The sequence below is a fragment of the Gulosibacter sp. 10 genome (assembly GCF_900163695.1).
In the GTDB taxonomy this organism is placed as follows: Bacteria; Actinomycetota; Actinomycetes; order Actinomycetales; family Microbacteriaceae; genus Gulosibacter.
In genome coordinates this window covers 1-21137 of record NZ_FUIC01000031.1, presented here as the reverse complement: position 1 = coordinate 21137, position 21137 = coordinate 1, and the positions used below count along the sequence as shown (strand labels likewise).

Genomic DNA, 21137 nt, shown 5'->3' with positions numbered 1-21137 from the left:
GAGGGTGTTCTGCTTGTCGACACCCAAAGTTTTGGATAACTTTGGTTCATGACTCCTGAAGAGGTTAAGGCGCTGGTCGAGCGGGGAGAAACGCTCACAGTGGAATTCAAGCGCGGGGCACGCAGCGCGCTGAGTGACGATCTCATCGTCGATGCAGTCGCTTGTCTTGCAAACGGTGAGGGTGGCGTGCTTCTGCTGGGAGTGGAGGACGACGGGCGTATCACCGGGCTCGAACCCCGGCGCCGGGATCGCACGCATTCGCACCTGCTGCAAGCGATGATCCTGAACCGGACCGAACCACCCGTAGCGGTGCGTGCCGAGCTGGTGCATGTGGATGGCCTCGAAATCGGCGTCATCGACGTTCCCGCGGCGGATATGCCGGTGGGCACGTCGAGAGGAAAGTACCTTCGCCGACGCCTGGACGCGATCGGAGAACCGCAGTGCGTTCCTTACCCGCTGCACGAAATGCTCTCGGCCGGCTTAGCGGCCCAAGGGCGCGACTACGCCGCGACACCGGCTCGCGGTGCGACCTGGGAAGACATCGACCAAGCCGAGATCGACAGATTTCGGAAACGATGCGGAAGCATGCGAGGGGATCGGGTACTCGCGGCGCTTTCCGACGAGGAGATCCTTCGGGCGCTCAGACTGAGCGCCCGTGGAGACGACCCTTTGACGCTGGGGGCGATACTCCTATTCGGGACGGCCTCGTCCCTCGAGCGTTTCATTCCGACCGCGGAGGTCGTCTTCACGGAGCTCAAGCGCGGGGACATCGTATTCAAGGAATCGATCAGACTTCCGCTGTTCCAGGCTGCCGATCGGTTGTACGACCTGATCGATTCCCGAAACGACGAACGAGAGCTGATGTTCGGCCTGCATCGTGTGGGCGTACCACGGATTCCGATTCAGGTGGTGCGTGAGTCCATCGCGAATGCGTTAGTGCATCGGGATTATGCTCTGGTCGGTCCGACTGTCGTACAACTCGACGAAGAGGTGTTCCGGGTCACCAGTCGGGGAGGTTTCCCCGAGGGGATCACCCTGCAGAACCTGCTTGAGGAGTCTCGTCCACGGAGCCCGATCCTCGCCGAAGCATTCAAGCGCGCCGGGATCGTGGATCGAGCGGGTCGTGGAGTTCCTGCGATGTATGACCAGCTTCTCAGGGCCGGTCGTAGCGAGCCCGATTATTCGCGCTCGACGTATAATTCCGTGTCGGTTTCCGTTCCATCCAGTGAATCGGATATCGAGACGGTCCGCTTCGTCCTGGAACATGAGGAGTCGACGGGGGCACACCTCTCCCTGTTACAGCTCAGAGTGATTCATGAACTCAAATCGACAGGTCCTCAGTCGGTCCTCGAACTCGCCGAAGGGTTGCGCGAACCGGAGTCGAGAATTCGAATGCAACTCACCAAGCTCGGCGAAGCAGGGGTGGTGGAGGCTCGCGGAACGGGGCGCCACCGACGGAATCACCTCACTGCGGCCTTCTACCGGATCGCTCAGTCCAGCGAGTATGTACGGCTTCAGGACACCGACCCTATTCAGCAGGATCGCATGGTGATGGCCTACGTCGAGCAGTACGGCAGCATCACTCGGGGAAAGGTCGCTGAACTGTGCAGACTCGGGCCCGAGCAGGCGAAAACCGTGCTTCGTCGTCTCGTCGATGGAGGTCAACTGGAGATGCGCGGTCAGCGTCGTACAGCCCATTATGTGAGTGCGGGTTCACCCGGAGAAGCGTGAGCTCGGCTTATCTCGACGTGCCGAGTGCGCGCTCCGAGCGGTTGTGCTTGACCCAGGCGGCGGCCGAATCCCACGCCGAGATGCCGACGGCGAGGAAGCCGAGCAGGATCGCGAGGATGCGCAGGGCGTCCTGGTCGACGCCGTTCGCCAGCAGCACGCGGTCGATGAACTCGGGGTTGATGAGCTGCTGGCGCCCCAGGAGCGTTAGCACCCAGCTGATGAAGAGCGCCGAGACGGCGGTGTTGGCGATCGCGAGCGGCGCGGTCCAGCGGCCGCGGGTGAACACGAGCACCGCGAGCACCGCCTCGGCGGCGAGCAGCGCGAGCAGCGCCGCGGCCCACCAAGGCCAGAGCCCGGGAGCGAGCACCGGCATGGATTCGCCGCCGGCCCGGGCGAACCCGAACAGCCCGTCCCAGAGCACGGCGCCGGCGAAGAGGCCGAGCAGCACGAGGGAGGCGATGAGGTCGACCCGGCCCGCGGTGCGCTCCTCCGGCTCCGGCAGATCGTCGAGGGTCCACTCGACGCCGGTATCGGCGCCGGTGCGCTCGAAGATCACGAACACGACGGTCACCCAGACGCAGAGGTGCACGGCGACGCTGATCGCGACGCCGAGCGACTGCCCGATGATCGTGCCGATCGGCTCGTCCGCGAGGGAGAGGCCCAGCGCGAGCGCCCCGAACACGGAGGCCGGCACGATCCACAGCAGCAGCTTGAGGAGGCGCCACCACGCCAGGTAGTAGCGCGGGCCGATCAGGTGCAGGGGCCGTTCGGCGTAGCCGGCGGCCAGCACCGCCGGGTCGCCCAGCTCCGCGAGCACGGCCCGCTCGGCCTCGTCGGCGGGCTCGCCGTGCTCGATGCGCGCCTCGACGGCATCGGCGATGGAGGCCGCGAGCTCGTCGCGCACATCCTTCTGCGTGTCGGGCGGCAGGGATTTGACGGCGGCGGCGATGTACCGCTCGGTCAGCGTGGCAGGCATCTCAGTCCTCCAGGGTGTCGGGGGAGCCGGGCCGTTCGTGCCCGGAAGGCGAGGGGGCGGCGGGATCGGCGGCCGCGAGCGAGTCCATCGCGCGGTCCAGCGCCCGCCATTCCCGTATGAGCGCCTCGGCGAGCCGCAGCCCGTCGGGCGAGGTGCGGTAGAACTTGCGCGGCCGCGCCTCCTCGGTGTTCCACTCGCTCGTGAGGTAGCCCTGCTTCTCGAGTCGCCGGAGCAGGGGGTAGAGCGTGTTCGCGTCGGCGGTGAACCCGAGCGCGCCGAGCTGCTCGAGCAGGCCGTAGCCGTATCCGGCGGACTGCAGCAGCTCGAGGCAGGCGAGCACGACGGTGCCGCGCCGCAGCTCCTGCAGGTGCGTATCGAATTCCTCGCTCATGCCGATCACATTACTGTGTGTCGCACACTATAGTCAATAACACGATACTGAGAGAGGCTCGGAGCCCGGTCGCTCGCGGCACCCGGCCGCGCCGCCCCGGAAACTCGCCACCGCGCGCCGTTAGGCTGTCGCGGGTACGACCTCGATCCCCGAAGGAGCACGGATGCAGTCGCCACGCGACCGAGACCCCAGCACGTCGGAGCCGCCGATCGCGTCTCGGGTGCGGGACTACCCCCGTCCGCTCGTGATCATCATCGGCGTCGTGCTCTCGATCATCGGGCTCATCGCGCTCAAGGAGATCGCGGCCTTCGTCACGCCGGTCTTCCTCGGATTCAACCTCGTCCTGGCGATCGCGCCCTTCCACCACTGGATGATCCGCAAGCGCGTCCCCAAGCTCATCGCCGGGCTCGCCGCGGCGCTGACGGTGTACGCCCTGCTCATGGTATTCATCGCGCTGCTGATCTGGTCGATCGTGCTGCTCATCCAGGAGCTGCCGAAGTACGGTGCGCAGTTCAACACCCTCTACTGGCAGATTCTCCAGTGGCTCGCCGACTTCGGCGTCACCCAGGACGTGCTCTTCCAGCAGCTGCAGAACGTGCTCAACCCCTCCGCGATCGTGTCGCTGCTCCAGGGCATCATGAGCAACTTCGGCAGCATCCTCTCGCTCTCGGCGACGCTGCTCGTGGTGATCTTCTTCATCTTCTTCGACTCGATCAGCTTCGAGCCGCGCATGGAGGCCGTGCGCAAGGAGCGTCCCGGCATCGGCCGCGCGTTCGACGCGTTCTCGGGCGGCGTCGCCCGCTACTGGATCGTCACCACCATCTTCGGCCTGATCGTCGCGGTGCTCGACGTGGTCGCGCTCGAGTTCCTCGGCGTGCCGCTCGCGCTGGCGTGGGGCGTGTTCTCGTTCCTCACGAACTACATCCCGAACATCGGCTTCGTCATCGGCATGATCCCGCCCGTGCTCATGGCGCTGCTCGCCAACGGCTGGGGCAACGCGCTCATCGTGCTCGGTGTGTGGTCGGTCATCAACTTCGTCATCCAGTCGCTCATCCAGCCCAAGTTCGCGGGCGAGGCGGTGGGGGTCACGCCCACGGTCTCCTTCCTCTCGCTGCTCGTGTGGGCGTACGCGCTCGGGCCCGTCGGCGCGCTGCTCGCGCTGCCGGCCACGCTGCTGGTCAAGGCGATCCTCGTGGACGCGAACTCGCAGGCGCGCTGGATCAACATGCTCATCGCAGCGCGGCCCAGGATCGAGGAGGAGCGCGGCGCAGAGGAGGAGCACGGCGCCGAGAATCCCGCCGAGGCATCCGAAGGCGGACGCGACGGGGCCGAGGCCGGCGGGGAGGAACCCGCGGCGGAGACGGACGGCGACGGCGCCGACTCCGACGGCGCAGATTCCGGTTCCGGCCCCGCGGCCGAGGCGCAGGATGCCGCGGCGCCGCAGCCCTCCGACGGGGCGAAGGGCTAGCGTAGGGCCATGGCCATCGTCTACACCGCCACACTGGTCCCCTCCAAGCCCGAGCTGATCGCGGCCTGGCTGCCGCTGCAGCCGTGGTACTCGGAGCCCTCGGGCGGCATAGAGCTGCTCGGCGCGTTCCGCTTCGACGACCCGTACGGGGAGGTGGGCATCGAGACCCACCTCGTCCGCGGCCCGTCCGGCGCCGTCTACCAGGTGCCGCTCACCTACCGCGCCGGCGCCATGCCGGATGCGGGCCGATATCTGGTGGCGGAGCTCGAGCACTCGGTGCTCGGGCATCGCTGGGTCTACGACGCCACGGCCGATCCGGTCGCGGTGGCGCAGCTGGCCGGCGCCATCCTCACGGGCGGCCGCGAGGCCGAGGTGTTCGTCGACGGCGCCGAGGCGCCCGCCGAGCCGGACATCCGGGTCCGGGGCACCGGCACCTCGGCGCGGGCCCCGCAGGCCACGCTCGTCGGCGTGCAGACCGAGGGCGCGATCACGCGGGTCCGCACCGACTCGGTCGCGATCGACGTCCGCCGCATCGTCGACGGGCTCGGCGGGACCGGGCTGCGGCTCGACGCCGTCGAGGGGCTCCCCGGCGGTCCCGCGACCCTCGCCGCAGTCGTCTCGGTGTGATGCCGGCGCGGATGGCGGAGAGGCCGGTCGGCGGATGAACGCGGTGCGATCCTGGCGGCCGGGCGGCGCCCGGGTGCGGATCAGCAGCGACCCCGGCGCGAGCTCGCCCGGGCGGCGCTTCGGCGCGGGCGTCTCCGTCACGGTGGGGGTCGTCATCTTCGGCCTGCTCGTGTGGGCGGCCTTCTCGCTCGGGTTCCAGCGCATGCGCGCGGATCTGCTGATCGACAGCACGGGCACCCTCACCGCCGCCCCGGTTGTCGAGTTCGATACGGCGGACCAGGGCTGGACGATGGTGCGCCCGGCGGACTCCTCCTCGGGCGCCGGTCCGCAGTACGGCAACGCCGGGCCCGGGGCGAACGCGCTCTGCCTGTTCACCTGGGAGACGGGCGCGGCGCCCGCCGCCGCGCTGCACGGCGGGGAGGACTCCGACCTGCCCGCCACCCTGGCGCTGCTGGAGTCGAAGCGGATCGAGACCGATTCCACCGGCCTGGCACGGGTGAACAGCGATTCGGGGCAGAGCATCGAGCTCGTGGTCGCCGTGGACAGCACCTCGCAGGGGCTCGACGGGGTCGTCGCGGCGCGCGTGTTCTCTGGGTCGGGGGAGTACGTGCTGTTCAGCATGCTGTGCGACCCGACCGGCAAGCTCGACTACGAGCAGCTGCAGGAGACGCTCCACGGCGTGGACCTCGTGCTCTCGGTCGAGGGATAGGGCGCCGATCCGGCCCTCGAGGACTGTGCCGGAGCGCTTCGGAGCCGTCCTCCGCCCATCCATCGCCCGCCGCCCGCGATGTCATCCGTCCTGGTGACATCACCGCTCCGCGCTCGCGCTCCGAGCCTCGCTATAGCAGGATGGGTGCGGACGTGACGAAAGTGGCCGGCGCTCCAGCGCGTCGCGGCACTGCAAGAAGTGAGGACCTCGATGTCAAACCAGTTCCCGCCGGCCGACAACGGCGACCAGTCGCAGTACGGTCAGCAGCAGAACCCCAACCAGCAGAACCCCGGCGCGAACTTTGGTGACGGCTCGGGCTCGTCGAACAGCGGCTATTCGGCCTCGGGCGGCGGCTACCAGGGCTACCAGCCCCAGTCGAGCCAGGGCGGCTACGGCGGGTACGGCGGCTACGGTCAGGACGCTTCGGGCCAGGGCGGCCAGCAGGGTCAGCAGCCCGGTCAGGACCAGTCGGCGTACGGGTCGTACGGCCAGCATGGCGGCGGCCAGCAGCCGGTTCAGGGCGGCGGCCAGGACGCCACCGGCCAGGGCCAGCAGGGGTACGGGGCGTACGGCTCCTACGGCCAGTCCGGTGCGGGGCAGGACGCCTCGCAGGGCCAGTCCGCCTACGGCTCGTACGGGCAGCAGGACGCCTCGCAGGGCCAGCAGCAGGGCCAGCAGGGTTACGGCGCCTACGGCCAGCAGCAGCCCGATCAGGGGCAGCAGGCCTACGGCCAGCAGCCCGGGGCGCAGCAGGGCTACGGCCAGGCCGGCCCGTACGGCCAGCAGCCGGGCGCGCAGCCCGGCTACGGCGGCTACCAGCCGGGCCAGCCCGGCGGCGGTCAGCCCGGCGGCCCGGGCGGCCCCAAGAAGAAGCCGGCGCCGTGGGTGTGGATCGTCATCGGCGTCGTCGCGATCGCGCTGATCGGCGGCCTCATCTGGGGCGGCATCGCCCTGTTCGGCGGCGGTGGCGGCTACTCGCTCAACTCCGACAAGGAGGTCGAGGACGTCGAGATCACCTACGCCGGCGACTGGGAGGACAGCGGCTACGGCGCGTACCAGTCGCCCGACGGCGTCTGCATGTTCAACGCCGCGTTCGAGGTCGGCACGTTCACCGACTACGACTCGAGCGACATCGACGGCAGCATCGAGGACGAGCTGAAGAACGAGGTCGCGGGCACCGAGGGCGTCGACAGCGTCGAGCGTCTCAACGACGTGACCCTGCAGGACACGAACGGCGAGTCCGTCGAGTTCGCGGTGTTCGAGGTTCGCGGCACCGACAGCTACAGCAGCACCGAGATGGTGATGTACGCGGGCGTCCACGTGTTCGGCGAGTCGGGCGACGGACTGGCGTTCATGCTCGCCTGCCAGGGCGACAGCTCGGAGGCCGAGTTCAAGGAGCAGATGGAGAGCGTCGACTTCACGCTCACCCCGCGCGAGGACTAGGCGTCCGCCCCGAGCGGGCGGAGGCGAGGATGCTGGGGCGGCGGCCGGACACGGCCGCCGCCCCAGCGCCGTTTCCGTGGGGGCGGCCCGGCTCCCGCGCGGTCCGGTCCGCGGGTCCGATGCGGCTCGACGGCAGGCGGGCGTAGGTAGACTGGACGGGTCGGCGAACGTCTGCACGCGCCGGCCGAGTCGCTCGTCTCCCGAACGACGTCAACCGCGCTCCGAAAGGAAGCCTCCGATGAACAGCATGCGCCAGTCCGGAAAGGCGAACGGGGTCAATCCGTTCATCACCGAGTCGCTGTGGAAGTCGATGCTCTTCCGCGCGCTCCCCGCGCTGATCGGCGCCGCCGTGATCACGTTCACGCAGGAGCACCATGCCCGATTCGGCTTCGCGGTGTTCGGCGCCGTGGTGCTGTGGAGCGGCATCATCGTCGGCTTCGAGGCGGTCGGCATCAAGGGGCACCCCATCCGGGGCTTCGTCTTCACGCGCTCGATCTTCAGCGCGATCGTCGGCGGATTCGCGCTCTTCATGGCCACCGGCGGTCATGACTGGGCGAACGTCGGCGCCTTCATCTGGACCGTCTCCATCTGGGCGCTCGTGACCGGGGTCGTGGAGCTGCTCGCCGCATTCGTCGTGCGGCGCGACAGCACGCTCCGCAGCGAGATCCTGCTCTCCGGCGCGATCACCATGCTGCTCGGCATCATCGTCGCGTTCGTGCCGCCGGACCTCGACGCGGAGTACGGGGGCATCGAGCACGTCGAGGGCTCGCTCACGGCCGACGTGCAGGCGATCGGCTTCGTCGGCGCCTACTTCGCGGTGCTCGGCGTACTGCTCATCATCGAGGCCATCACGCTGCGCGCCACGCTGCGCCGCGCCCAGGCGCAGGCCGCCACGACCGAAACGACCCCGACAGAGGAGAATGAGTGACGAAGCCATCGTCGAAGAAGGACAAATCGGCCCGACGGGCGCTGATGAAGCCGTTCGAGGTCGTCGCGATCTCGGCGGGCTGCGGAATCTTCGTCCTCCTGGTGGTGCTGCTCACCCTGCAGGACTGGATCATCGGGCTGGTCTTCGGCGGCATCGCGATGGTGGTCGTGCTCCTCGTGCTCGCACTCGTGCTGCTCGGCTACAAGCCCAATCCCGACGTGCCGGTGTACCTCGACCGCGACCTCTACGAGTCGGATGAGCCCGGCGCGAAGGAGGCCTCGCTCCGCCCCGTGGAGAGCTACGAGGAGGAGTTCCCCCGCGAGGAGGACGAGACCGAGGAGGGCGAGTCCGGACAGGATGACGCCGAGCGGGTCGAGCCCGAGGAGGGCGCCGAGGACGACGGCTCGTCGGAGGACTCGGCCAAGGGCTGATCCCCCGGCCGTCATCCCGATCCGCACGAGGCGAAGGGGCCGGAACGACACCGTTCCGGCCCCTTCGCCGTGCCGCGGACGCGCCGCGCGCCGGGCTCAGCCCTTGGCCGCATCCGACGTCGAGCCCGTGAGCGCCTCGATCTCCTCCGGCGAGTAGCCGGCCTCCTCGAGCACCTCGCGGTTGTGCTCGCCGAGCTCGGGGCCGATCCACCGGGTGCGTCCCTCGCGGCCCGGCAGCACGGGCACGACGCCGGGGAAGCGCACCTCCTCGTACTCCTCCTCGACCTTCACCGGATGCCGCTCGATCATGCCGCGCGCGATGTAGTGCGGGTCCTCGACGATGGAGGGGGCGTCGTAGACCGGGCCGGCGGGGATGCCCGCCTCGTCCAGCCGCGCCTGCACCTCCTTGAGCGGCATCGAGGCGGCCCAGCCCGCGATGATCTCGTTGAGCTCCGCCTCGCGCGCGCCGCGCGCCTCCGAGGCCTGCAGCGCCGGGTCGTCCGCGAGATCCTCCCGGCCCGCGAGGCGCATGAGCCGGCTGAAGAGCTTGCCCGAGTTGCCGCCGATCACGATCTCCAGGCCGTCGCCGGTCGGGTACGCGCCCATGGGCACGACGCCGGGCACCGCGCCGCCGCTGCGCATGCGCACGTCGCCGTACGCGTCGTAGTCCGGCACGAGGGACTCGAGGAGGGAGAAGATCCCCTCGTACAGGCCGATGTCGACGAGGTTCTCGCCCTGCGAGAACTCCGCGCCCGTGACCGCCGCGCGCTCGCGCTGCAGCAGCAGGATGAGCGCGCCGATCGCCGCGTAGAGGCCCGCCACGGTGTCGCCCATGGACGCCGCCGGGCGCACGGCCGGCCGGTCGCGCTCCCCGGTGATGTAGCGGAAGCCGCCGAACGCCTCCGCGGCGCTCGCGAAGCCGGCGCGCTCGCGGTAGGGGCCGGTCTGCCCGTAGCCGGAGATGCGGACGAGGATGAGGTCGGGGTTCTGCGCCTTGAGCGCATCGGGCCCGATGCCCCAGCGCTCGAGCGTGCCGGGCCGGAAGTTCTCGATGACCACGTCGCAGGACCTCGCGAGGCGGCGCACGGCCTCCTGGCCCTCCTCGGTGCGCAGGTCCAGCACCACGGAGCGCTTGTTGCGGCCGAGGGTGCGGAACAGCATCGAGGTCTCGCCGCGGCTCTTGCGCCAGTCGCGGAGCTCGTCGCCGCCCTGCGGCTTCTCGACCTTGATGACGTCGGCGCCGAAGTCGCCGAAGATCCTCGAGGCGAAGGGGGCGGCGATGAAGCTGCCGAGCTCGAGGACGCGGATGCCCTCGAGGGGCAGGGGCGCGGATCCGGTGCGGTCGGGGTGGTTCGGGCTCATCGTCGAGCTCCCTTCGGGGCGGTGGTGGGAACGGGCGTCGCGGCGGCGACCGCGGCGCGGGCGAGGGAGGTGGCCTCCGCGAGCAGCTGCTCGTCGATGCCGGTCTCCGCGCCGAGGGAATGGAGGTGGGCGACGAGCGCGTGGCTCGCGAGGTTGCCCGCCGCGCCGGGCGCGAAGGGGCAGCCTCCGTAGCCGCCGAGCGCGGCGTCGAAGCGCGTGATGCCGGCCTCGACGGCCGCGGTCACGGTCTCGAGCGCGCGTCCGTGCGCGTTGTGCAGGTGCAGCGAGTAGCGCAGCTCGGGATGCGCCCGGCGCACGTGCTCCACCGACTCCATCACCCGCTCGGGCGGGGTGTTCCCGAGGGTGTCGGCGAGGCCGAGCTCGTGGACGCCCATCGCGGCGAAGCGGTCGACGATGCCGAGGAGCCGCTCCTTCGGCACCTCGCCCTCGTAGGGGCAGGTGAACGCCGTCGAGACCCCCGCGTGGAACCGGACGTCGGGGTGCTCCGCGCGGGCCGCCGCCACCTGCTCCCGGAGCTCCTCGAGGGCCTGCTCGGTCGAGCGCCCCGCGTTGGCGGCGCTGTGCGCGGCGCTGGCCGACGCGACGATCTGGATGTCGCGGGCGCCGGCGTCGAGCGCCCTGGCGATCCCGCGGCCGTTCAGCGCCAGGGCGGACCAGGAGGGACCGCCCTCGGGCCGGGAGGCGAAGACCGCCTCGGCGTCCGCCATCTGAGGCACCCGCTTCGGGTTCACGAAGGACGCCGCCTCGATGCGCCGGAACCCGGCTCGGCGCAGCGCCTCGGCGATGCGCAGCTTGTCCGCGGTGGCGACGACCACCGGCTCGTCCTGCAGGCCGTCCCGCAGGAACACGTCCGTGACTTCCACTTGGTTCGACACCGGCGTCGACCTCCCGATCTTGGTTCCCACTGAGTGAGAAGTGCTTCCTATGAGTCGGGATGAAGCTAGCAGCGGGTGGGAGGCGCGACAAGCGGAATGCGTCATCCTGCGGAAAGAACCGGCGGAGCGGCGTGGAAGTTCCCGCTCAATGGGAACACCGTGCCGGTGGGGGAGCGCTGCGGAGGGGTCAGCGCAGGTCGAGCTCGATGCTCCGAGCGGCCTCGAGCACGGACTCGCCGTAGTCGACGCCCGGCGAGACCGTCAGCCGCGGTATCGGCATGGCGAGGCAGACGGTGCCGAGCACGCGCCCCTCGAGGCGCACGGGCGCGCTCACCGAGGCGACCCCCGCGGTCCGCGTGCCGATCGACTCCACCCAGCCCTGGGCGGCGAGCTCCTCGCGGATCCCCGGGGCGTCGGCCAGGATGCGCCCCGAGGAGCCCGCAGGCAGATCGACCCGGGCGCCCACCGGCAGCGTGATCCGCAGCTCGTGCTCGGCGCTGATCGAGAGGCGGCAGACGCGCTGCTCCCCGCGCCGCACCCACAGCTGCGCCGACTCGTCGGTGCGGTCGCGCAGCGCGGTGAGGTGGGGAAGCGCCGCGTTGTCGAGCACCGAGGCGACGAAGCGGTGGCCGAGGCCGAAGCGGCCGTCGCCCGAGCGGTAGAGGAAGCCGTAGGCCGTCATGGAGTGGGCGAGCCGGTGCACCGTCGACACCGAGAGCCCGGTGCGCCTGGCCAGCTCGGAGGCGTTCGCGCGGTCGTGCTCAAGCGCGTCGAGGACGAGGCAGACGCGCTCGAGCATGCGATTCGACCCGGCGTCGCCCGCGGCGGGGCGCTGCCGCGAGGGCTCCGGCGCACCGGAGCCCTGCTCGGGCGCGTCGTCGGCGGGCACGGGACGGTCCCGGGTGCGCGGACTACGCGTCCAGGCGCGAGACGAGCTGCGAGGAGCGGCCGGTGTAGGCCTGCGGGGTCAGGTCCCGCAGCCGCGCCTTCGCCTCCTCGCCGATGTCGAGGCCGTCGACGAACTCCACGAGCTCCTCGCGGCCCACCGAGTGGCCGCGCGTGAGCTCCTTGAGCACCGCGTACGGGTCCTCGATCTTCGAGCGGCCCGCGATGATCTCGGCGCGGATGACGGTCTGGATCGCCTCGGCCAGCACCTCCCAGTTGCCATCGAGCTCGGCGGCGAGCGCCTCGGGGTTCACGTCGAGCTCGCGCAGGCCCCGGGCGACGTTGTCGATCGCGAGCAGCGAGTGGCCTAGGGCGACGCCCACGTTGCGCTGCGAGGAGGAGTCGGTGAGGTCGCGCTGCAGGCGCGAGGTCACGAGGGTCTGCCCGAGCGAGTCGAGGAGGGCGTTCGAGAGCTCGAGGTTCGACTCGGCGTTCTCGAAGCGGATGGGGTTGATCTTGTGCGGCATGGTCGAGGAGCCTGTCGCCCCGGGCTGGGGGATCTGCTTGAACACGCCGCGCGAGATGTACAGCCACACGTCGGTCGCGAAGTTGTGGAGGATGCGGTTGAAGTGGGCGATGTCGGAGTAGAGCTCCGCCTGCCAGTCGTGCGATTCGATCTGCGTCGTCAGCGGGTTCCACGCGAGCCCCAGCCGCGCCGTGAACTCCTCGGCGGCCCGCTCCCAGTCGAACTCGGGGGCCACCGCCACGTGGGCGGCGAAGTTGCCGGTCGCGCCGGCCCACTTGCCGAGGTACTCCTGTCGCTCGATGCGGCGCAGCACGCGGCGCAGCCGGTGGGCGACCACCGCGAGCTCCTTGCCGAGCGTGGTGGGGGTGGCGGGCTGGCCGTGGGTGAGCGAGAGCAGCGGCTGGTCGCGCTGGGCGGTCGCCAGCTCGGCGATCGCATCCGCGAGCGCGGTCGCGGCCGGCAGCCAGACGCCGTTCACCGCGTCCCGGATGGTGATGGCGTAGGAGGTGTTGTTGATGTCCTCCGAGGTGCAGCCGAAGTGGGTGAGCTCCTCGATGGCGCTCAGCCCGAGCTCCCCGAGGCGGGCCCGCACGTAGTACTCGATGGCCTTCACGTCGTGGCGGGTGCGGGCCTCGATCGTGCCGAGCTCGTCGATGGCCTCCTGTCCGAAGTCCTCGACCACCCGGCGCAGTGCCGCCTGCTGCTCGGCCGGGAGCGGCTCGGTGCCGAAGATGCCCCGATCGGTGAGGTAGACGAGCCATTCGACCTCGACCGCCACCCGGGCCCGGTTCAGCGCGGCCTCGCTCAAATACTCGCCGATCGGCGCGACGGTGCGGAAGTAGCGGTTGTCGAGCGGGCTGAGGTATTGCGGGGGCAGGGGGCTCATGGGGCTCCGTTTCATCGAGGGGAGGCGGCGTCGATCGCGGCGCGCACGGCCGGTTCGATCTGCTGGAGCAGCTGCTCGCAGGCCCGTTCGATCACGTCGCGCACCTCGTCGAAGAGTTCGTCGTCTCCATAGTAGGGATCCGGGACCTCGAGGTTGTGCGCCCGGGCCGGATCGAAGTGGAGCAGCGGCTGCACGAGCGCGCGGTCCTGCTCCCGCTCCGCCCAGGAGTGGAGGATGCGCAGCTGGCCGCGGTCGAAGGTGAGGATGAGGTCGAACTGGTCGAAGGTGTCGGGGTCGAACTGCTTGGCCCGGTGCGATTCGCCGGAGTAGCCGGCGCGTTCGAGCGCGGCGCGCGTGCGCGGATCCGCCTTCTCGCCCACGTGCCACTCGCCCGTGCCGGCGGAGCTCAGGCGGATCGCGTGCTGCAGTCCGCGGTCCTCGACGAATCGGCGCATGATCACCTCGGCCATCGGCGAGCGGCAGATGTTGCCGGTGCAGACGAAGCAGATGCGGAACACGGGTTCGGAGCTGGTCGTCGCCATGTGCGTATTCTGTCGCATCCGCATGTCCGGCGATACAGGTGCGGCGATACGGGGCGCGCCCGGACGGGGATGCGCTAGCGTCGCAGCGTGAGCAGAGCGGGAGTGCGCCGGGCGGGCGAACGGGCCGAGACGCGGGCGCTGCCGGTCTACGGCGCCGGCGATCTCGAGGTGCCCTTCGTCATCCGCGGCATGTCCGAGGAACTGGAGCGCGAGACGGCCTGGGAGCCGCACTCGCATCCGACCCACGAGCTGCTGTGGAACCAGCGCGGCGCCTCGACCGCGACCATCGACTCCCGAGTGTGGACGATCACGCCCTCCCTCGGCCTGTGGATCCCCGCCGGCACCCTGCACACCGGCTACGCCGGCGCGGGCACCTGGTACCGCACGGCGCACTTCGGGGTGCACGCGATCGAGCCGATCGCCGAGGAGCCGGTGGCGGTGCAGATCACACCGCTGCTGCGCCTCCTGCTCGACCGCCTGGCCGAGCCCGAGCTCGCGGAGGAGTCGCGGGCGCTGACCGAGCGGATGGTGCTCGACGTGCTCAAGCCGGCCGACGCGTGCCTCATCGTGCAGGCCCCGCAGGGGCGGCTGCTGCGGCCGATCGTCGAGGCGCTCGACCGGGACCCCGCGGATGCGCGCACGCTGGGGGAGTGGGCCGAGGCGCTCGGCGTGAGCCCGCGGACCATCACCCGGGCCTTCCACGCAGAGACCGAGCTGAGCTTCTCGCAATGGCAGGCCGCGATCCGGGCGCAGCGCGCGGTCATGCTGCTCGCGGAGGGGATGCCGGTCGAGGAGGTGGCCGAACGGGTGGGATACGCCTCGGCGAGCGCCTTCGGGGCGGCCTTCCGTCGCACCACCGGCTGGACCCCGAGCCGGTTCCGCTGAGGCGGTGCCTCGCATCCGTGGGAACGGTGACCGAACGGCGATAGCGGATGTCTGATTACCGCGATTGCGCCAGGGGTGCGGCCTCTCTATGGTCTGTTAGGTAAACCTCACCTAATCCGTTTCGGATGCGGTGTGCATCCGGTATCGGGGCGATCCGCCCCTCGAACCATGGAGTCATCTCGTATGCGCCTTCGTCGTATCCTGTCGGCCGTCGCGGCCGGCGCCCTCGCGATCACCATGTCCGCCTGCTCGGCCGACTCGGGCTCCGGCCCCGAGGACACGGGCGCCGCAGGCGCGGGCGGCGGGGAGTCGTATCCGATCGTGATCGAGCACGCGTTCGGCGAGACCGAGATCCCCGAGCAGCCCGAGCGGGTGGCCGCCGTGAACTGGGCGAACCACGAGGTGCCGCTCGCCCTCGGCGTCGTGCCGGTCGGCATGGCGGCTGCGAACTTCGGCGATGACGACGGCGATGGTCTGCTGCCCTGGGTGGAGGAGAAGCTCGACGAGCTCGGTGGCGAGGAGCCGGTGCTCTTCGACGAGACCGATGGCATCGACTTCGAGGCGGTGGCCGACACGAACCCCGACGTGATCCTCGCCGCCTACTCCGGGCTGACGCAGGAGGACTACGACCTGCTCAGCGAGATCGCGCCGGTCGTCGCCTACCCCGAGACCGCCTGGGGCACGTCGTGGCGCGACGTGATCACCTACAACGCCAAGGGCATGGGCATGGAGGCCGAGGGGCAGGAGCTCATCGCCTCGCTCGAGCAGGAGATCGACGAGACCGTCGGCCAGTACCCCGAGCTCGAGGGCACGAGCACGATGTTCATGACCCACGTCGACACCACCGACCTCAGCACGGTGAACTTCTACACCGCCAACGACACGCGCGCCGCGTTCTTCGAGGATCTCGGCCTCGCGACGCCGTCCGCCGTCGAGGAGGCCTCGGCCGCCGGCGAGTTCTCCGGCAGCATCAGCGCCGAGCAGGTCGACGTGTTCGACGACGTCGAGCTCATCGTGACCTACGGCGACCAGGAGCTCGTCGACACGCTCGAGGCCGACCCGGTGCTCTCGCAGATGCCCGCCATCGAGAGCGGCTCGATCGTGTTCCTCGACGGCAGCGGGCCGATGGGCACCGCCGCCAACCCGACCCCGCTCTCCATCTCGTGGGTGCTCGACGACTACGTCGCCGAGCTGGCCGAGGCGGTGGGCGCCGCGAATTGAGCGTGACCGCGCCCCCCGCCGGGGATCGGTCCGCGGCCGCAGCGCGGCCCGAGCAGCCGGGCGTCGCCGTCGTGCGGCGCCCGGTGCGCGTGCGCCTGCTCTGGCTGCTCGCGCTGGTGGCGCTCCTGCTGGTGCTCTCGTGGCTCTCCATCGCCATCGGCTCCCGGGTCGTGAGCCTCGAGGAGATCCTCGCGGCGCTCGGCGGCTCCCGCGAGGGCCTCGGCGAGGCCTCCGTCACCAAGCGCATCTGGCGCACTGCGCTGGCCCTGCTCATCGGCGTGGCGCTCGGCCTCGCGGGCGGCGTGATGCAGGGCGTCACCCGCAACCCGCTCGCCGACCCGGGCATCCTCGGAGTGAACATGGGCGCCTCGCTCGCCGTGGTCGTGGGCATCGCCTACTTCGGGCTGTGGACGTACACCGGGTTCATCTGGACGGCGATCCTCGGCGCCGCGGCGACGGCGGTGTTCGTCTACGTGATCGGCTCGCTGGGACGCGGCGGCGCGACGCCGCTCAAGCTCGCGCTCGCGGGCGCCGCCACCTCGGCGGCGGCCCTCTCCTTCATCAACGCCGTAGTGCTGCCCCGCGGCGATATCGCGGGCGGCGTGCGCTCCTGGCAGATCGGCGGGGTCGGCGGGGCCACGCTCGACGCGATCGTGCAGGTGCTGCCCTTCCTCGTGGTCGGCACCGCGATCTGCCTGCTCTCGGCCCGCGCCCTCAACGCGCTCGCGCTCGGCGATGAGCTCGCCGCCGGACTGGGCGAGCGCGTCGCGGCCGCCCGCGCCTTCGCGGCGCTAGGCGCCGTGCTGCTGTGCGGCGCGGCGACCGCCGTCGCGGGGCCGATCGGCTTCGTCGGCCTCGTCATCCCGCACCTGTGCCGGCTGCTCGTGGGCGTGGACTACCGCTGGCTGCTGCCGTTCTCCGCGCTGGCCGGCGCGGCGCTGCTCACGCTCTCCGACATCGTGGGCCGCGTCATCGCGAGGCCCGAGGAGATCGACGTGGGCATCGTCACCGCCCTCGTCGGCGCCCCGTTCTTCATCATGATCGTCCGTCGTCAGAAGGTGCGGGAGATATGACCGCGACCGTGCGCCGTCCGGGCCCCGACACTCCAGGCGCCGGCCTCTCCGACCCCGGAGGGGCCGCCCCGTCCCGCACCGCGAGCCGCGAGGCCGTGGACGCGGTCCGCTCCGTCCGCCGTCGTCGCGGCCGCCGCAGGACGACGATGATGCTCGTCGTCGCGATCGCGATCCTCGCCGTGATGGCGACCACGCTCATGGTCGGCAGGACCTTCTACCCGCCCGGCGAGGTGCTCGCCGTGATCCTCGGGCAGGACGTGCAGGGCGCCACCTTCACCGTGGGCCGGCTCCGCCTGCCCCGCGTGGTGCTGGCGCTGGTCGCGGGCCTGTGCTTCGGCCTCGCCGGCGTCACCTTCCAGACGATGCTGCGCAATCCGCTCGCGAGCCCGGACATCATCGGCATCAGCTCGGGCGCGAGCGCCGCGGCCGCGTTCGCCATCGTCATCCTCGGGCTGAGCGGCGCGCAGGTCTCGGTGTTCGCCATCGCGGTCGGGCTGGCCGTGGCGCTCGCGGTCTACCTGCTGTCGTTCCGCCACGGGGTCTCGGGCATGCGCCTCATCCTCATCGGCATCGGTGTGGCGGCCATGCTCGACTCGCTCACCTCGTACGTGCTCGAGCGCGCGGCCCAGTGGGAGCTCGAGGCGGCGATGCGCTGGCTCACCGGCAGCCTCAACGGCACCTCCTGGAGCGACGTGCTGCCGGTGCTCGTCGTGCTGCTGGTGGCCGGGCCGCTGCTGCTCTCGCAGTCGCGGCACCTGTCGATGCTGCAGCTCGGCGACGACGCGGCGGCCGCGCTCGGCGTGCGCACCGAGATCACCCGCATCCTGCTCATCGTCACGGCGGTGGGCCTCATCGCCTTCGCGACCGCCGCGACCGGCCCCATCGCGTTCGTGGCCTTCCTCTCGGGGCCGATCGCGGCACGGATCATCGGCCCGCACGGCTCGCCGCTCCTGCCCGCGGCCCTCATCGGCGCGCTGCTCGTGCTCGCCGCCGACCTGCTCGGCCAGTTCGCCTTCGACACCCGCTTCCCGGTGGGCGTCGTGACCGGGGCGCTGGGCGCGCCGTACCTCGTCTACCTCATCATCCGCACCAACCGCACGGGAGCATCGCTATGACCGAATCGCATCGCCTCGAGGCCGCCGGGCTCTCGCTCGGGTACCGCGACCGCACGGTCATCGAGGACCTCGACCTCGCGGTGCCGCCGGGGCGCATCACCGCCATCGTCGGCGCGAACGCGTGCGGCAAGTCCACGCTGCTGCGCTCGATGTCGCGGCTGCTCTCGCCGCGCTCGGGCGAGGTGGTGCTGGACGGCCACGCGGTGCATCGCATGCCGGCCAAGCAGCTCGCCCGCACGCTGGGGCTGCTGCCGCAGTCGCCGATCGCGCCGGAGGGCATCACCGTCTCCGACCTGGTGGGGCGCGGGCGCAACCCGCACCACCGGCTGATGTCGCGCTGGGGCCGTGGCGACGACGAGGCCGTGGCGGCGGCGCTCGAGGCCACGGAGACGCTCGAGCTCGCCGACCGCGCGATCGACGAGCTCTCGGGCGGGCAGCGGCAGAAGGTGTGGATCGCGATGGTGCTCGCCCAGCAGACGGATCTGCTGCTGCTCGACGAGCCCACCACGTTCCTCGACGTGGCGCACCAGGTCGAGGTGCTCGACCTGCTCACCGACCTCAACCGCGACCGCGGCACCACGATCGTGATGGTGCTGCACGATCTCAACCTCGCCGCCCGCTACGCGGATCACCTCGTCGCGATGGCCCGCGGGCATGTCTTCGCGAGCGGCGACCCCGCCGAGGTGCTCACCGCCGAGACTGTGCGCGAGGTGTTCGGCCTCGAGAGCCGGATCGTGCCCGACCCGGTGTCGGGGCGCCCGCTCATGCTGCCGCTCGGCCGGCACCACACCGCGGAGGCGGTGGGGTAGCGCTCCGCGCCTCCGTGCCGCCGCGGCGAGCTCTGCGCCGCCGCGGCGCCTGTGGATGCGCGTCGATCCACAGGCGCCGGCGCCTGACGGGCGGATCGCCCGGCGTTCCGGGCATCCTTGCCGTCAGTGACGCAGGAGGGCCCCCGGGGCGGAGAGTGAGGAGTGCGCGGATGACCATCGACACGTGCGCCGACGAGAGCACGGGCATGCTCTCGGGCATCCATCGGACGGAGATCGAGGCGGTGCGCCGCGAGTGCGTGGAGCTCGCGAATGCGCTGCGAGGGTACAAGGGCGAGTTCGGCGGGGAGATCCGCGGCGCGATCGAGGGCGCCGAGCTGCCGGGCTGGTTCTCGAGCGCGCGGCTGCTCTACGACCTCGCGCGCGATCTGGTCCGGGTGAACGTGGTCGCGTGCGAGACCGGTTGCGAGGCGCTCGCCGCGCAGTACGACTTCGCGGCGTGGCTGCTCGAGCAGCAGATCGCGGTGGAGTTCTGGTGAGCCGCATCACGGTGGACACGCCCCAGTTCGAGGCGGCGGCGAACGGACTGCGCGCGATCGCGGACAGCATCGGCGGCTTCGAGGGCGCGATCGCGAGCACGCAGTGGGTGCCGGCGAACGCGGAGAAGACTTCCGCCGGCTTCGTGCTCGGCGTGATGGGCTTCGAGGCGGGCCTGCTCCGCGGCACGGTCGGCGCGGCGCGCTCCGGAGCGGCATCGCTCGCCGAGCACCTGGTGCAGGCGCAGGCCTGGTACGAGCAGGTCGACGCGAAGGTCGTCGAGACCTTCTCGCAGCTGTCCGACACGATCGTCTCGACGGTCGTGCTGGGCATCGCGGATCTCGCGGTCGTGGGCACCGGCGCGCTGGTCGGCGCGCTCATGACGCCCGCGGGCGCGGGGATCCTCGCGCTCGGCGTCGGCGCGGCCGGGATCGTGAGCGCCGGGGCCGGTCTGCAGGTCGACGGCCGGCCGGTCGGGGACTGGCTGGGAGATCACGCGCATGCGCTCGCGAATCCGGTCACGGTGGCGCTCGTGCGCGGGCTCGTCTCGGGCGGGGACGAGATCGCCGCCGGGCTGCTCGAGCGGGCGGGCATCGCGGCCGCGCTCGGCCCCGCAGGCGCGGCGATCGCGCTCGGGATCGCGCCGATCCGCGCGAGGCTCACCTCCCCGCAGTCGGTGGCCGGACTGGTCGCCGACAGCATCCAGGCGGTGCGGGGCGACCACCGCTTCACGCTCGTCTCCGACCGGCGGGATCCCGCGGCGGCGCCGACGAGCATCGGCGAGATCGCCGAATCGGTGCCGCGGAACGACGCCCAGGTGCAGATCTCCGAGTACGCCGACACGAACGGCGAGACCGTCTACCTCGTGAGCGTCACGGGCACGACCTCGGGGGAGTTCGGCGGGCCCGAGCCCCTGGACAACCTCTCGAACCTCGCGAGCTACGCGGGGCAGGACGACGAGGCGATCGGCGCGGCGGCGCTCGCGATGGAGCAGGCGGGCATCGAGGCGGGCGACGCGGTGGTGTTCGCGGGGTACTCGCAGGGCGCGCTCGTGGTCTCGGCCCTCGCCGGCTCGGGGGACTGGGACACGCAGTCGGTCGTGCTGGCCGGCTCGCCCGTCCACGGCAACGACCTGGTGGGTGACTACCCCGTCACCCAGCTCGAGCACTCGGGAGACCTCATCACGGGGCTGCAGGGCTTCGCCGGCCCCGCGGCGGGCGAGGTCTCGGTGGTGCGCCGCGATCCGTTCCCGGACGGGGTGCCGACGGAGGCCGGGGTGCTGGGCCCGCACGCCTTCGACCAGTACGTCGAGACCGCGTACGAATACGACCGGCACGAGGACGCCGGCTCGGTCGCGAACCGCGAGGCCGTGCTCGACCCGCTCCGCGACCTCACCCCGGTCGCGACCCAGCAGTTCACGATCGAGCGCGAGTACCCCGCGCCGGAGCCGCCCGCCGAGCCCGGGCCCGGGGCGCCGCCGGTCGAGCCCATCCGGCTCCTCCCGGAGGGCGGGCTCATCGACCCGTTCATGGACGAATCCTCGGTGCTGCGCCCGCCGGGTGCGGATCACTTAGGCGGCGGGCCCTGGCGGCCCGATCTCCCCGCCCCGGGAGAGCACGAGCCGCTGCTGCCCGAGGATCCCGGCCCGGGATGGCGTCCGTGAGCCGAGCCGCCCCGCCTAGCTGTACCCGGTCAGGAGGTTGGTGGCGGTGTTGGGGTTGCGGAAGGGGAGAACCTC

Annotated in this window: 21 protein-coding genes; 14 read left to right on the top strand and 7 right to left on the bottom strand. The window is 71.1% G+C overall.

What is annotated here, in order from left to right:
- Positions 1-48 precede the first annotated feature (48 nt).
- A complete protein-coding gene (locus FM112_RS11905) occupies positions 49-1731 on the top strand; it encodes an RNA-binding domain-containing protein (RefSeq protein WP_087007810.1) in 1683 nt (560 codons plus the stop codon).
- A gap of 7 nt (positions 1732-1738) precedes the next feature.
- Here the strand turns inward: FM112_RS11905 and FM112_RS11900 are convergent, their stop codons facing one another.
- Together FM112_RS11900 and FM112_RS11895 are read right to left on the bottom strand one after the other, a co-directional pair.
- Positions 1739-2707 carry a permease prefix domain 1-containing protein gene (locus FM112_RS11900; protein ID WP_087007808.1) on the bottom strand — a complete coding sequence of 323 codons (969 nt, stop codon included), beginning with the start codon at positions 2705-2707 and terminating at the stop codon, positions 1739-1741.
- 1 nt (position 2708) lies between these two features.
- On the bottom strand, positions 2709-3098 hold the full coding sequence (locus tag FM112_RS11895) for a PadR family transcriptional regulator (RefSeq protein ID WP_087007833.1): 390 nt from the start codon (positions 3096-3098) through the stop codon (positions 2709-2711).
- A 163-nt stretch (positions 3099-3261) separates the two neighbouring features.
- On the opposite strand from FM112_RS11895, the gene FM112_RS11890 reads away from it, so the two are divergent.
- The 6 genes from FM112_RS11890 (at position 3262) to FM112_RS11865 (ending at position 8704) form a co-directional block, all read left to right on the top strand.
- Entirely contained in the window at positions 3262-4566 is a 1305-nt protein-coding gene (locus FM112_RS11890; RefSeq protein WP_087007806.1) for an AI-2E family transporter, read from the top strand.
- 9 nt (positions 4567-4575) lie between these two features.
- On the top strand, positions 4576-5193 hold the full coding sequence (locus tag FM112_RS11885; RefSeq protein WP_087007804.1) for a hypothetical protein: 618 nt from the start codon (positions 4576-4578) through the stop codon (positions 5191-5193).
- A 34-nt stretch (positions 5194-5227) separates the two neighbouring features.
- Positions 5228-5902, top strand: coding sequence for a hypothetical protein (locus FM112_RS11880; RefSeq protein ID WP_087007802.1), 675 nt, complete (start codon positions 5228-5230; stop codon positions 5900-5902).
- A 210-nt stretch (positions 5903-6112) separates the two neighbouring features.
- Positions 6113-7345, top strand: coding sequence for a hypothetical protein (locus FM112_RS17280; protein ID WP_176386808.1), 1233 nt, complete (start codon positions 6113-6115; stop codon positions 7343-7345).
- 238 nt (positions 7346-7583) lie between these two features.
- On the top strand, positions 7584-8273 hold the full coding sequence (locus tag FM112_RS11870) for a hypothetical protein (protein ID WP_087007801.1): 690 nt from the start codon (positions 7584-7586) through the stop codon (positions 8271-8273).
- Positions 8270-8704 carry a hypothetical protein gene (locus tag FM112_RS11865; protein ID WP_087007798.1) on the top strand — a complete coding sequence of 145 codons (435 nt, stop codon included), beginning with the start codon at positions 8270-8272 and terminating at the stop codon, positions 8702-8704. The genes FM112_RS11870 and FM112_RS11865 overlap by 4 nt, the downstream gene beginning before the upstream one ends.
- Before the next feature lie 96 nt (positions 8705-8800).
- Here the strand turns inward: FM112_RS11865 and FM112_RS11860 are convergent, their stop codons facing one another.
- The 5 genes from FM112_RS11860 to FM112_RS11840 all read right to left on the bottom strand — a co-directional run bounded on the left by FM112_RS11860 (position 8801) and on the right by FM112_RS11840 (position 13801).
- Positions 8801-10066, bottom strand: coding sequence for a CaiB/BaiF CoA-transferase family protein (locus tag FM112_RS11860; protein ID WP_087007796.1), 1266 nt, complete (start codon positions 10064-10066; stop codon positions 8801-8803).
- Positions 10063-10962 (bottom strand): hydroxymethylglutaryl-CoA lyase, encoded by a 900-nt coding sequence (locus tag FM112_RS11855; RefSeq protein ID WP_254910477.1) that lies wholly within the window; start codon positions 10960-10962, stop codon positions 10063-10065. The genes FM112_RS11860 and FM112_RS11855 overlap by 4 nt, the downstream gene beginning before the upstream one ends.
- A gap of 187 nt (positions 10963-11149) precedes the next feature.
- Complete coding sequence (locus FM112_RS11850) at positions 11150-11851, bottom strand: IclR family transcriptional regulator (protein ID WP_254910476.1); 702 nt, start codon at positions 11849-11851, stop codon at positions 11150-11152.
- 22 nt (positions 11852-11873) lie between these two features.
- Positions 11874-13259, bottom strand: coding sequence for an adenylosuccinate lyase (gene purB / locus FM112_RS11845; protein WP_087007792.1), 1386 nt, complete (start codon positions 13257-13259; stop codon positions 11874-11876).
- A gap of 11 nt (positions 13260-13270) precedes the next feature.
- Complete coding sequence (locus FM112_RS11840) at positions 13271-13801, bottom strand: low molecular weight protein-tyrosine-phosphatase (protein ID WP_087007790.1); 531 nt, start codon at positions 13799-13801, stop codon at positions 13271-13273.
- A gap of 87 nt (positions 13802-13888) precedes the next feature.
- Between FM112_RS11840 and FM112_RS11835 the strand changes: the two genes are divergently transcribed.
- From FM112_RS11835 to FM112_RS11805, 7 genes are all read left to right on the top strand, one after another.
- A complete protein-coding gene (locus FM112_RS11835; RefSeq protein WP_254910475.1) occupies positions 13889-14686 on the top strand; it encodes an AraC family transcriptional regulator in 798 nt (265 codons plus the stop codon).
- A gap of 183 nt (positions 14687-14869) precedes the next feature.
- Entirely contained in the window at positions 14870-15907 is a 1038-nt protein-coding gene (locus tag FM112_RS11830; RefSeq protein ID WP_087007788.1) for an iron-siderophore ABC transporter substrate-binding protein, read from the top strand.
- Positions 15908-15996: 89 nt separating this feature from the next.
- Positions 15997-16980 carry an iron ABC transporter permease gene (locus FM112_RS11825; protein ID WP_254910479.1) on the top strand — a complete coding sequence of 328 codons (984 nt, stop codon included), beginning with the start codon at positions 15997-15999 and terminating at the stop codon, positions 16978-16980.
- Positions 16981-17126: 146 nt separating this feature from the next.
- Positions 17127-18095, top strand: a complete 969-nt coding sequence (locus tag FM112_RS11820) for an iron chelate uptake ABC transporter family permease subunit (RefSeq protein WP_254910478.1) — start codon at positions 17127-17129, stop codon at positions 18093-18095.
- The gene (locus FM112_RS11815; protein ID WP_087007784.1) at positions 18092-18904 is read left to right on the top strand and encodes an ABC transporter ATP-binding protein; all 813 of its coding nucleotides are present in this window, start codon (positions 18092-18094) and stop codon (positions 18902-18904) included. Before FM112_RS11820 ends, FM112_RS11815 begins: the two co-directional genes overlap by 4 nt.
- Before the next feature lie 170 nt (positions 18905-19074).
- Positions 19075-19401, top strand: a complete 327-nt coding sequence (locus FM112_RS11810) for a hypothetical protein (RefSeq protein WP_087007782.1) — start codon at positions 19075-19077, stop codon at positions 19399-19401.
- Positions 19398-21062, top strand: a complete 1665-nt coding sequence (locus FM112_RS11805; RefSeq protein ID WP_087007780.1) for a hypothetical protein — start codon at positions 19398-19400, stop codon at positions 21060-21062. The genes FM112_RS11810 and FM112_RS11805 overlap by 4 nt, the downstream gene beginning before the upstream one ends.
- Positions 21063-21137: the final 75 nt, after the last annotated feature.

Excerpts from the sequence above, each read along its gene's own strand:
- FM112_RS11905 (WP_087007810.1), top strand. The coding sequence starts at position 49 with ATGACTCCTGAAGAGGTTAAGGCGCTGGTCGAGCGGGGAGAAACGCTC.
- FM112_RS11900 (WP_087007808.1), bottom strand. The coding sequence starts at position 2,707 with ATGCCTGCCACGCTGACCGAGCGGTACATCGCCGCCGCCGTCAAATCC.
- FM112_RS11895 (WP_087007833.1), bottom strand. The coding sequence starts at position 3,098 with ATGAGCGAGGAATTCGATACGCACCTGCAGGAGCTGCGGCGCGGCACC.
- FM112_RS11890 (WP_087007806.1), top strand. The coding sequence starts at position 3,262 with ATGCAGTCGCCACGCGACCGAGACCCCAGCACGTCGGAGCCGCCGATC.
- FM112_RS11885 (WP_087007804.1), top strand. The coding sequence starts at position 4,576 with ATGGCCATCGTCTACACCGCCACACTGGTCCCCTCCAAGCCCGAGCTG.
- FM112_RS11880 (WP_087007802.1), top strand. The coding sequence starts at position 5,228 with ATGAACGCGGTGCGATCCTGGCGGCCGGGCGGCGCCCGGGTGCGGATC.
- FM112_RS17280 (WP_176386808.1), top strand. The coding sequence starts at position 6,113 with ATGTCAAACCAGTTCCCGCCGGCCGACAACGGCGACCAGTCGCAGTAC.
- FM112_RS11870 (WP_087007801.1), top strand. The coding sequence starts at position 7,584 with ATGAACAGCATGCGCCAGTCCGGAAAGGCGAACGGGGTCAATCCGTTC.
- FM112_RS11860 (WP_087007796.1), bottom strand. The coding sequence starts at position 10,066 with ATGAGCCCGAACCACCCCGACCGCACCGGATCCGCGCCCCTGCCCCTC.
- purB (WP_087007792.1), bottom strand. The coding sequence starts at position 13,259 with ATGAGCCCCCTGCCCCCGCAATACCTCAGCCCGCTCGACAACCGCTAC.
- FM112_RS11840 (WP_087007790.1), bottom strand. The coding sequence starts at position 13,801 with ATGGCGACGACCAGCTCCGAACCCGTGTTCCGCATCTGCTTCGTCTGC.
- FM112_RS11830 (WP_087007788.1), top strand. The coding sequence starts at position 14,870 with ATGCGCCTTCGTCGTATCCTGTCGGCCGTCGCGGCCGGCGCCCTCGCG.
- FM112_RS11820 (WP_254910478.1), top strand. The coding sequence starts at position 17,127 with ATGATGCTCGTCGTCGCGATCGCGATCCTCGCCGTGATGGCGACCACG.
- FM112_RS11815 (WP_087007784.1), top strand. The coding sequence starts at position 18,092 with ATGACCGAATCGCATCGCCTCGAGGCCGCCGGGCTCTCGCTCGGGTAC.
- FM112_RS11810 (WP_087007782.1), top strand. The coding sequence starts at position 19,075 with ATGACCATCGACACGTGCGCCGACGAGAGCACGGGCATGCTCTCGGGC.